Source organism: Roseateles sp. P5_E8 (assembly GCF_054177665.1).
Genome location: NZ_JBGCUM010000029.1, coordinates 10,365 through 21,257 on the forward strand (window position 1 = coordinate 10,365; position 10,893 = coordinate 21,257).

General features: G+C 63.0%; 5 protein-coding genes and 1 tRNA gene. 3 read left to right on the forward strand and 3 right to left on the reverse strand.

Annotation, left to right across the window (positions count from 1 at the left end; genetic code table 11):
* Nucleotides 1–7: 7 nt before the first annotated feature.
* The 3 genes from ACXRVZ_RS16995 to drmB are packed head-to-tail and all read left to right on the forward strand — an operon-like array spanning nucleotide 8 to nucleotide 7,574.
* Entirely contained in the window at nucleotides 8–1,783 is a 1,776-nt protein-coding gene (locus ACXRVZ_RS16995; RefSeq protein WP_457423068.1) for an ATP-binding domain-containing protein, read from the forward strand.
* Nucleotides 1,780–5,478 (forward strand): helicase-related protein, encoded by a 3,699-nt coding sequence (locus ACXRVZ_RS17000; protein WP_457423070.1) that lies wholly within the window; start codon nucleotides 1,780–1,782, stop codon nucleotides 5,476–5,478. The genes ACXRVZ_RS16995 and ACXRVZ_RS17000 overlap by 4 nt, the downstream gene beginning before the upstream one ends.
* Nucleotides 5,475–7,574, forward strand: a complete 2,100-nt coding sequence (drmB, locus tag ACXRVZ_RS17005; protein WP_457423072.1) for a DrmB family protein — start codon at nucleotides 5,475–5,477, stop codon at nucleotides 7,572–7,574. The genes ACXRVZ_RS17000 and drmB overlap by 4 nt, the downstream gene beginning before the upstream one ends.
* Nucleotides 7,575–8,531: 957 nt before the next feature.
* Here the strand turns inward: drmB and ACXRVZ_RS17010 are convergent.
* The 3 genes from ACXRVZ_RS17010 to ACXRVZ_RS17020 all read right to left on the reverse strand — a co-directional run bounded on the left by ACXRVZ_RS17010 (nucleotide 8,532) and on the right by ACXRVZ_RS17020 (nucleotide 10,891).
* Complete coding sequence (locus tag ACXRVZ_RS17010; protein WP_457423075.1) at nucleotides 8,532–9,827, reverse strand: tyrosine-type recombinase/integrase; 1,296 nt, start codon at nucleotides 9,825–9,827, stop codon at nucleotides 8,532–8,534.
* A 181-nt stretch (nucleotides 9,828–10,008) separates the two neighbouring features.
* A tRNA-Phe gene (locus ACXRVZ_RS17015) sits at nucleotides 10,009–10,084 on the reverse strand.
* A 78-nt stretch (nucleotides 10,085–10,162) separates the two neighbouring features.
* Nucleotides 10,163–10,891, reverse strand: a complete 729-nt coding sequence (locus ACXRVZ_RS17020) for a response regulator (protein WP_457423077.1) — start codon at nucleotides 10,889–10,891, stop codon at nucleotides 10,163–10,165.
* Nucleotides 10,892–10,893: the final 2 nt, after the last annotated feature.

The following is a 10,893-nucleotide window of genomic DNA, read 5'->3' on the forward strand; positions in this document are numbered from 1 at the left end:
GGCTCGAATGATTCCGCCGCAGATCTCGGCGAAGGCGCCCAAGGGCGAACAGCTGATCTTCCGCAAGCTGCGCGACGATCCAGGAACCCGGGACTGGATCGTTTTCCATTCCTTCGACATCCGCCGCCATGCCGTCCGGATCGAGGGGGAGGCAGACCTTGTCGTCGCGGTACCTGGCCTGGGTGTGCTGTGCATCGAGGTCAAGGGCTGCGGCGTCAGCAGACACGACGGACTGTGGACCTACGAGTACGACCCGCCAAGGACATCGCCGGTCGGCCCCTTCAGACAAGCGAGCGAGGCATCTCACTCCCTGCGCGACTACCTTTTCAGACGGGATGCGAGCCTGGCGCCGCTCGTGTTCTATTCGGCAGTGATCTTCACCGAGATCGAATTCGACGAGCGGTCGCTCGAGTGGGATCCCTGGCAGGTGATCACGAAGTCAGCGCTACTCAGGAATCCGATCTCGCGGATCGTGGAACACGTCCTCGAGAGCGCCCATTCCAAGCTGGCTTCAATCCGCCCGAAGCTCGCCTGGTATGGCGAGCGAAGCCGACCGACGGCGAAACACCTGGAATCGATGACAGCGTTGATGCGAGGTGACTTCGAGTATGCGCCGATCGGCGGCATGGCCCTCGATGTGGCGGAGCAGTCCATCCGCCGGTTCACCGAGGAACAGTTCGTCGCTCTGGACCTACTCGCCGAGAACGATCGGGTACTGTTCAAGGGACCAGCCGGCACGGGGAAGACTCTGCTGGCGATCGAGGCCGCTCGACGTGCCGTGAGGGCAGGAAGGAGCACCATACTAGTCTGCTTCAACAGTCTGCTGGGGTCATGGCTCAAGCGCGAGACGGCCGCGATCTCGGAAGAGGCAAGAGCGCTCGGCGTCTCGTTTCAGGTGGGTACGCTTTCGGGATTGATGCTCGGCCTCCAGAAGTCGCCTGTGCCTGATAGACCCGAGTCCGCCTTCTGGGCCGTGGACCTCCCTCTGCGCGCCACGGAGGCTCTGCTGACGGGTGAGTCGACGTTCCCTGCCCACGACGTCCTGATCATCGACGAAGCCCAGGATCTCCTCTCGGATGCGATGCTCGACGTCCTCGAGCTCATCACGCGCGGCGGCTTGTCGGCCGGCCGATGGGCGGTGTTCGGCGATTTCGAGCGACAGGCCATCTATGCGGGGCTGGACGGGCAGGCAGGACTCGACCGGCTGAGATCCAGGGCCGGAGGCAACTTCACGACGTCGCCCCTTCGGATCAACTGCCGAAACTCCCCGCGGATCGCGGAGGCGGTGACGCTGACGAGCGGCCTTGCGCCGGGATACAGCCGAGTCCTCGCGGAGACGGAATCCTCGGATGTCGATCCGGTTTTCTACAAGTCCGCATCACACCAGGTGGAACAGCTCGCGACGACGCTCAAACGCCTGCTCAAGAAGTTCCACCCCGATCAAATCGTTGTTCTTTCTACGCGCGCGGACGCTTCATCGTGTGCCGCCGGACTGGCCGCCTCTAGCGGCGACCTCGGCCTCACACCGTACAAGGGCGATGTGTCCAACGCCGTCGGGGTCCGGTACGCGAGCGTGCACTCATTCAAGGGCCTTGAGGCAGCTGCGATCGTGTTGACCGACATCGACTCGGTCGATGACGCTCACGGGAAGTCGCTCCTGTACGTCGGAATGACTCGCGCACGACATGGCCTGACCATGCTGATCAACGATCGAGCGCGCGGTCACTACGATCGATTGCTGATGGACGGATACAGGACGCTGATGCGGGAAGGTTCCAGATGACAACGCTCGAGACGAGTTTGGCCAACCGCGAGAAGATGCTTGAGCGGCTGCGCGCCGAGATCGTCGGCCCGGATCCGGCCGGCAACAAGGTCGGACTTGTCGACAAGCAGCCTATGACGTGGGAGGAATTCCGTGTCGCACGGCAGCAGCTCAACGGGGAAGAGATCGTTTGGCAGGATCCACCCACGAAGCGCTTCGGTGCCGGGATCCTCTTTCCTCAGGGCACTGACGAGCTGCTCGCTCAGGTCGCTGAGGATGCCGGTGGCGAGGCCCTTGCAGATGCGAAGGATTTTGCGCCCGAAGGAGCAGCGCTTGACGACGACTCGGGACAGGCTGATGGAGGAGGCCGGCTGGCCGCGACCGCGGAGTCCGAAGATCCGGGCGAGCAAGGCATCACCCTTGCAAATGCATTTCGTCCGTCTGCGCTCGGGTTGAGCTTCCTCGCTGATCTTTCCGGCAAAGATGGCGGTTTTCGCATCGATCTGGTCAGCGTAGGCCGCATCGCCGCTGATCGAACGGTGGCGAGCGCGTGCGGCGTGTACAGGCCTGTGACGGTAATTGTGGGGGGTGCAATCGGAAAACCCGGCCTCCCGCGCAAGGTGTGGCTAAGGCATTCAGCCGTCGACACCGCCGGCGGAATGCCGGGGATGTCGGTGTCGGGCGCGGAGCTGCTCGCGGCGAAGACTCCAATTCGGCGCCCCATCGATGCAGCAGGACTGCAACTGCAGATGGTGATCGTCTCCCGCAGCTGGCCCGGCGCTCCCTCGGAGCATCATCGACTTATCACGGCATCCATCGTCAACACCGCGAGGGCACAGCGTGAGGAGCTCGATTCGCTGAGCCTGTTCCAAGCGGGCCTACGCGTTTCGAGCCTATCCGGAGCGACGACGATCGATCCGTACCCCGACTATCTCGCAGGCGAATTCCGCGATGAGGATCCGCTGGCCGACGACAACGTCAACCGGGTGCTGTACAGGCAGAGTCGGACCTTTGCCATCGGTCACGGGTGTGGAGCCGACTGGATTCACGGGCGTCCCGGCCGCGTCTCCGAGGTCTGGACAGACGTGCTTCCTGTCTTCGAGACGCCGGCGACGAGCGCCGACCTGTATGTGAAAGGGGAAGACGGGAAGACGCGGAGCCTTCGCACCAGCATGCGCTGTCTCGCCGGGCTGGATCCCGATGACGATGGACTGGACGACGTTCTCTCTCTGATCAAGGAATACCGCCGATGGATCGATGAGCTCAGGTCCGTCAAAGGGACAGTTCCGCTGGCGGACCGGCCTACCGCAGCTGCGCTGATCGATCGATGTCGAGAGTGCGCAGGCCGAATCGAAGACGGCTTGCTGCTTCTGAACAGGCAAGGACCTGAAGGCGACTTGGTGAGACGCGCCTTCAGACTCGCAAACGAGGCGATGCTGGTCGCGCAGCTGAGATCGCGTCAGCCGCTTCGCCTTCCGAAGCGCGATGCAGCGGAGAGACTGACGTGGGACAAGCCGATTGCGAGGATCGAACCCGCAGCGAGAAACCAGTCCCAGGGCTACTGGAGACCGTTCCAGATCGCATTTCTGCTGATGTCGCTGCGAGGCATCGTCGAACCATCCCACGCCGATAGACACACCGTCGACCTGATCTGGTTCCCGACCGGCGGCGGCAAGACCGAGGCCTATCTCGGGCTGACTGCATTCACGGTGTTCTTCAACGCCCTGTCCAAGGAAAACGTGACGGGCGTCGATGTACTCATGCGCTACACGCTGAGGCTACTGACCGCGCAGCAGTTCCAACGGGCAGCCACCCTCTTCTGCGCAATGGAAAGCATTCGACGAAGGGACGTCGAGAACCTTGGGGATCGATCCTTCCGAATCGGCCTGTGGGTCGGGGGCTCCGCCACTCCGAATAAGCGCGCAGAGGCTCTCGAGAAGCTACGTGCGTTGACGAGAGACCCCGATGCAGAGAACCCGTACGTGCTGCTTCGCTGTCCGTGGTGCGCCTCCAAGTTCGGGCCGCACGAGGCGTCTCGCGATGAGCCCACGCGATCCAGAGGCTTCGGCAGATCCAGGGGTGGCGCAACCCGCTCCGAAGTCCTCGGATATTCCAAGGAACGCTCGTCTGCCGGCGATACGGTGGTGTACAGGTGCGCTGACGACGCGTGCGAGTTCGGCGGACACCCGGGGTCGGGAAGACCTCCACTTCCCATCGTCGTGATTGACGAGGACCTCCTTGAGCATCCCCCGAATCTATTGATCGGCACGGTGGACAAGTTTGCAATGCTCGCGTGGAATCCTGCTGCGAGAAAGATCTTCGGCCTCAACGATGCCGGACGTCACGACGGGATTCCGCCAACACTGATCATCCAGGACGAACTGCACCTGATCTCGGGGCCGCTCGGTTCGATGGTGGGCGCGTATGAGGCCGTCATCGAAGCTCTTTGCGTCGATCCAATGGGCGGAGGCATCCTTCCCAAGGTGGTTGCGTCGACGGCCACCATCAGTCGTGCACGCGAACAAGTGAAGTCGCTATACGCGCGAAGCTCAGTAGCGCTGTTCCCGCCCGCCGGACTCGATGCGGCAGACTCATTCTTTGCACGTCAGGCTGTCGACGAGAACGGCATACCCCTGCCGGGCCGGCTGTACGCGGGTGTGCTGGCACCGGCTCACGGCTCGGTCCAGACGTCCGAGGCAAGAATTTTTGCCACGCTGATGCAGAGTGCTGCCCTCCTCGAGGGTGAGCCCGCAGACGTCGATCCCTGGTGGACGCTCCTCGTCTTCTTCAACTCGCTAAGGGAACTCGGTGGGGCGCTGACGCTGTTTTCCGCGGACACGCGCGAATACCTGCGCGTGATGCTCGGGCGGCACGGCGTCGACTACTCGCGCATCAGGCAGCTGTTCCGGGTGGAGGAGCTCACAAGTCGCATTCGCGGAGACCACATCCCGCGTCTCCTCGAGCAGTTGGAGGTGCGCCTTTCAAGTCCGGAGGGGAAGCATGAGGGAAGTTCACTGCCTACACCCGTCGACGCGTGCCTAGCCTCGAACATCATCGAGGTCGGGGTCGACATTCCTCGCCTGTCTCTGATGGCAATCGTAGGTCAGCCCAAGACAACTTCACAGTACATCCAGGTGTCCAGTCGGGTTGGTCGCGATACCAGCAAGCCCGGCCTCGTCGTCGTGATCTACGGCCAGACCAAGGCGCGAGACCGAAGTCACTACGAGAAGTTCAGGGCGTACCACCAGAAGCTCTATGCGCAGGTCGAGCCGACCAGCGTCACGCCGTTCAGCCCTCCTGCCGTGGATCGTGCTCTGCACGGCCTGTTGGTTGCCCTGGTTCGCCAGATGGGCAGCCGCGAGCAGGAAGCGTCCCTGCCAGACCCGTTTCCGCTGAAAGCGGGAAGCGCGCTCCGCGCCAGGATCGAGGGAATCATTCGTGATCGCGTCCTCTCGATCGCCCCGCACGAAGAGAACTCCGTGATGCGGAAGCTCCAGCAGAGGCTCGACGAGTGGAAGGCATGGAGCCCCGTCGAATACGGCAGGTTCGGACAGCCACCCGAGGACGCACCGCTGATGCATCCAGCGGGAACTGCGGAGCGCCCCGAGTGGAATCACCGCAGTTGGGCCACGATGTCGTCCCTTCGAAATGTCGACGCCAGCTGCGAGGCCGACGTCACCGATGCATACATTCCGACTCCCGGAGCTCAACCATGAACCGACCTGTTCGCCGGTCCCAGGCGATCTCGCCCTTTGGCATCGGTGCGCTCATCGACTTCCCCGGCCCAGTCTCGCTTGTGCACGCCGGCCTCGACGCTTGGCCGTTCGACCCCGCCAAGCCGGAGCATCGCGAATTTAAGGTCGAGGATGAACCCAGGCTTGCCCGGCGCCTGGGGGTCGACTTCTTCGTGCAGCCGCCCGACTTCCGCATGGCGAACGGTGCAGGATCAACGGAGGCGGTGAATGTAGGGCTGAAGCTGCCATTTCTCCGATTCCCGCTCTGGCACTCCTGCCCTCGGTGCGGACGCATGTTCGAGACCAGGTACCAGGACCGCTCAGCCCCGCAATGCACCGGGCCGGTGGGAAGTGGAGGCGACAAGGGCAAGACACACAAGGCCCGCCGAACCGTGCAGGTTCGATTCGTCACCGTCTGCCGCGACGGACACATGCGCGACTTTCCGTGGATCGAGTGGCTTGGGCTCGAACCTGAAGAATGGAACCGTACGCGATCGGACCGGTGGCTTCGTCTGCTTTCCACGGGTTCGGCGTCGATCGCAGGAGTCATCGTGGTTGCCGAGCGCCAGCAGGCGGACGGTGTCGTCGAGGTCAAGCGCCGCTCCCTGACTGGTGCGTTCGGCGGCGAACTCGGTGTGAAATGCGACTCGCAGGTACCCGCTCTGGGCATCGGTGATGGAGGCGACGACCCCGGCGAAGCTTGTCCGCAGAAGCTACAGGCCGTGCTGCGCGGCGCGAGCAATCTGTACTTTTCCGATGTCCGGAGCTCCATCTACATCCCCGAGGTGAAGGACGCGTCATTCCCTCAGGACGTTCTGGATATTCTTGAAGACCATGAGTTCAAGCAGGAACTTCTGAACGCGGCGATCCTTTCCGAGAAAGGAACGCTCTCGCGAAAGGCGGTGAGCGTCATGCTCAAGAGGCGACGCCCCGAATCGGAAGTCGACCCTGCCATCCTCGCAGAGGCAGCGAACAAGCATGTCCTGCACGAGGCACTGACCCAGCATCGTCAGACGGCCACACTGCTCGCCATAAGAGCAAAGAACAACGAGGGTTGTCTGACGGCGGCGATCATCGGCGAAGTGATCAGCGCATCGCTCGTCTCCGAATGGGAGATCGATCCCGCCTTGCTCGTTAGCCAGCTCACCCACTGGCTCGAGACGAGACTCGACGACTCACCGGGCGATGGACAGACCGCCGGCGCCGAAGTCGCGGAGGGGGCGTTTCGCTTCGAGGAGTATGCGACCTTCTGCCGCGACGGGCAGGAGGGCATGCCGAAGATCAACCTTCTGGTTCGAAGCCACTCGATTGAATCGTATGAACCTGTGGTTCGAGATCGATTCAGTCGGATCGCACTGCTCGACAAGCTGCGTGAGACCCGCGCTTTCGTCGGCTACAGCCGGCTGTTTGCCGCGTCGTCGCAAGACTCCGACAAGCGCTGGAAGCTGATTTCACGCGCGCGGAAAAACTGGCTACCTGCGGTCGTGGTTCGAGGAGAAGGCATCTTCCTCGTGTTCGACGGCGCGAAGCTGGATCGCTGGCAGTCTGCGTACGGGGCGTTCCACCGTGAACGTCTCGTGCAGGTAAACAGGAACGTGCATGCCCAGGCGAGCCGGCGCGAGACTCACGCCTCTGATGTGGATCCGAAGTTCGTCCTGCTGCACACGTTCGCACACGCCCTGATCAACCAGCTGACGTTCGATTGCGGGTACGGCTCATCCTCCCTACGGGAGCGGATCTACTTCTCGGACGAGCACACGCGAATGAGCGGAGTGCTGATCTACACGGCTGCTGGTGACTCGGAGGGAACGATGGGAGGCCTGGTTCGCATGGGATCTCCGGCCTTGCTCGAACCCACCATCGCTCGCGCCATCGACCGCGCTCGGTGGTGCTCAAGCGACCCTGTCTGCATCGAAAGCCTCGGCCAGGGCCCCGACAACTGCAACCTGGCCGCCTGCCATTCCTGTGCGCTTCTCCCGGAGACTTCCTGCGAGCAGCAGAATCGACTTCTCGATCGCGGGGTTCTTGTCGGCACGCTGGATCGCCCGGAAACGGGCTTCTTCTTTCAGGAGACATGAGCGGCCTCGCCGTCGATTTGCGAAGCGGACTCGCCGACCAGTAGTTTTCCGCATCCAGAAGAAGTGGCCCCGACGATCAACGATCGCCGGAGCCAAGCGGCTGGCTAGGAAGCGCCGCGGCTACTCGCGCCAGCCGCTCGAAATCGGAGGAATCCAGAGCTATGCCTTCCATGGAACTATTCGCGTCTACGGCGTGCACAGCCCCGCCGCGCTTGACGCGGCGCCAGCAGGTCAGGCTCCAGCAGGCTTGCGCATTCGTTTTACGGCTCGCCGAAGGCCCGCACTCAGGTTGCCGTCTCCAATCAGCTCAGCCTTGGCAATCGTTTCCTCATCGAGCATCACATTGACCCGCCGCATCGGTATGGTGTGAAGAGGCTTTGCGCCTGCTCCGTCCCGCTTACCTCCGCGCTGCTTGCTAACCATTCGTCATGGCCGCAGTCCGCGCGAACAAGGTCTTTGCTTTCCGTCTCGCCTGAGGCGGCTGCAGGGCCGCATTCATGCCTCCACTAAGTCGGCGATCAAGTACACGTGTGTCGGCTTTATTCGCATGTCGCAGATGAACTCCACGAGCACCCGATCGCCCCGAAGTTCGAGAATGACGAATCGCTCGGTTTCTTCGTCTGGGCTCTTGGGCACTGCGAACCTGACCGTTTGGCCAACCTGCAGTTCAGCGCATGTGCTTGGAATCATTTTGATAATATACACACGCAATCAATGGCGCGGCAAATTTTGGCCTTGTTGAACGCGAGAACATGGTAAGAATTCGTGCCCTAGTGCCGCGTAGCTTGCGGCCTATGCACCCTTGGCGGGGACGCAGCATCCCATCTACGTTGGCAAGGCCGACCCGGTCGACGCAACGGCGAAAGAGCCCATATCGCAAGGCCAGAAGCTGGCTGCTCGCCTGCGCGAGCACGCCAAGACCATCGGGAAGGCAAGGACGACCCTGCACTGCGCAGATCAAGCTTTCTGTCCCCGATGAAGAGAGACCACCGGCGCGCCTTGGCGCAGCTGGTCCAGATAGTCCGCCCACGTCTGCAGCATTTTGCGCCGCTGTTCGACGAACTCAGTGCGGTTGTACGCACGGCCAAGGTTGTCGCGGACCGAGTGCGCCAGCTGCGCCTCGATCACGTCGGGATCAAACCCGAGCCGCTCCTGAAGCATCGTCCGCGCCGTTGCGCGAAAGCCGTGGCCGGTCACCTCATCAGCCGAAAAGCCCATGGCACGGAGCGCTGCGTTGATGGTGTTCTCACTCATGGCGCGGTCGTGATGTCGCTCGCCACGAAAGACCATCGCGGCATGTCCGGTCAACGCGTGGAGCTCGCGCAGCACGGCCACCGCCTGCTTCGGGAGCGGGACGAGGTGAGGCGCACCATGCAGCTTCTGGCGCAGTTCCCGCTTCATGCGCATGGCTGGTACTGTCCATAGGGCGCCGTCCAGGTCAATTTCCGTCCACTCGCCGAAACGCAACTCTCCGGGGCGCAGCAACAGCATCGGCGCCAGCTTGAGGGCCGCGCGCACAACCGGGGTCGCGGCGTAGTAGTCGATGGCGCGCAACAGCTCCCCGAGACGCTTGGGCTCCGTGATCGCCGGAAAGTGTTTGACGTACGGCTGCCGCAGCGCGCCCTTGAGGTCACGTGCTGCATTGCTTGATGCCTTGCCGGTCGCAACGGCGTAGCGAAGGGCTTGGCCAGAGTCCTGCAGCGCCCGGTGTGCCGTCTCAATCACCCCACGCGCTTCGATGCGCCTCATGACCTCGAGAAGCAGAGGTGCCGTCACCTCAGCCACTGGGACCTTGCCAATCCACGGGAAGACGTCGGCCTCGAGGCGCGCGATGATCTTGTCGCTGTAGCTTTTTGCCCAGCTGTCTTTCTTCACACCGAACCACTCGCGCGCGACGGCCTCGAACGAGTCAAGCGGCGGTAGCCCCTGCGCCTCCCGCTCTTGGGCGGCGCGCGCCTCCACGAACGAGGCCTTCGCGGCCCGGCGCTTCTGACTCGGATCGATGCCTTCGGCAAGCAACTGCCTGGTCGCGTCCGCCTTGCGCCGAGCGATGGCCAGGGTGGTGTCTGGGTAGGTGCCCAGCGAGAGCATGTTGCGCTTGCCAGCAAAGCGGTAGTCGAAACGCCAGCCATGCGACCCGCCCTTGACGAACAGGAGCAGGACCAGCCCGTCACCATCGCTCAGCCGCGTTCGAGCGTCTCCGGGCTTGATCGCCTTGATGGTGGCGTCGGAAGTGATCAGGTTGCGCGGCATGGAGTAACTTTCTGGCCTAGCCCACGCTTCGAGGCCGGTTACTGCCAAAGTTACTCCGCCAAACGGAAGAACTCAAGGGATCGGATGCAACCGCTTGAGACGCAAAAAAGCCCTAGAGCGTTGATTCTCTAGGGCTTCTTGGACTTCCTGGGACCTCTTGGGATTCCCCGGAACGACGTTTTGGTGGCCTGGGGCGGAATCGAACCACCGACACGCGGATTTTCAATCCGCTGCTCTACCAACTGAGCTACCAGGCCTTGGGTCTTCACCGGCAGCCGGATTGGCCGCTCAGCGAAGTCCGCGACTGTAGCACAAGCGGCGGCGCTTTGGCTACGTCAGGCACCACTGCCGCGCTTGTTGCGGCTCAGGTCAACACCCAGCTGCTTGAGCTTGCGGTAGAGGTGGGTGCGCTCCAGGCCGGTCTTCTCGGCCACGCGCGTCATGGAGCCGTTTTCCTTGGCGAGATGGAACTCGAAGTAGCTCTTCTCGAAGGCATCGCGCGCCTCGCGCAGCGGGCGGTCGAGCTCGAAAGTCTGCTCGGAGGCCAGCGCGTGGTTGCCGCTGCCACCGCCGGGCATGTGGCCGGACAGGCTGACGCCCTGGCTGGGCGTGACGGGCATGCCCAGGTTGAGGCCGGACGAGGGCTCGGGGCGGGAGTAGCTGGGCAGGCCGATGGCGGCCGGCGCCGGGCGAGCCGGAGCGGTCTTGACCAGGGCTTGCTCGACGGCGCGCAGCAGCTTCTGCAGCGTGATGGGCTTTTCGAGGAAGGCGATGGCGCCGAACTTGGTCGCCTCCACCGCCGTGTCGATGGTGCCGTGGCCGCTCATCATGATGACGGGCATGGTGAGCAGGCCGGCGCCGCCCCATTCCTTCAGCAGCGTGACGCCGTCGACGTCGGGCATCCAGATGTCGAGGAGGACGAGATCGGGTCGCTTGCGCTCGCGCGCCGCCCTCGCCTGGGCGGCGTTCTCGGCAAGCTCGATGGTGTGCCCCTCGTCGGTGAGGATCTCTGACAGCAGGGCGCGAATGCCCAGCTCATCGTCGACAACAAGAATCGTGGCCATGA

Excerpts from the sequence above, each read along its gene's own strand:
- ACXRVZ_RS16995 (WP_457423068.1), top strand. The coding sequence starts at position 8 with ATGATTCCGCCGCAGATCTCGGCGAAGGCGCCCAAGGGCGAACAGCTG.
- ACXRVZ_RS17000 (WP_457423070.1), top strand. The coding sequence starts at position 1,780 with ATGACAACGCTCGAGACGAGTTTGGCCAACCGCGAGAAGATGCTTGAG.
- drmB (WP_457423072.1), top strand. The coding sequence starts at position 5,475 with ATGAACCGACCTGTTCGCCGGTCCCAGGCGATCTCGCCCTTTGGCATC.
- ACXRVZ_RS17010 (WP_457423075.1), bottom strand. The coding sequence starts at position 9,827 with ATGCCGCGCAACCTGATCACTTCCGACGCCACCATCAAGGCGATCAAG.
- ACXRVZ_RS17020 (WP_457423077.1), bottom strand. The coding sequence starts at position 10,891 with ATGGCCACGATTCTTGTTGTCGACGATGAGCTGGGCATTCGCGCCCTG.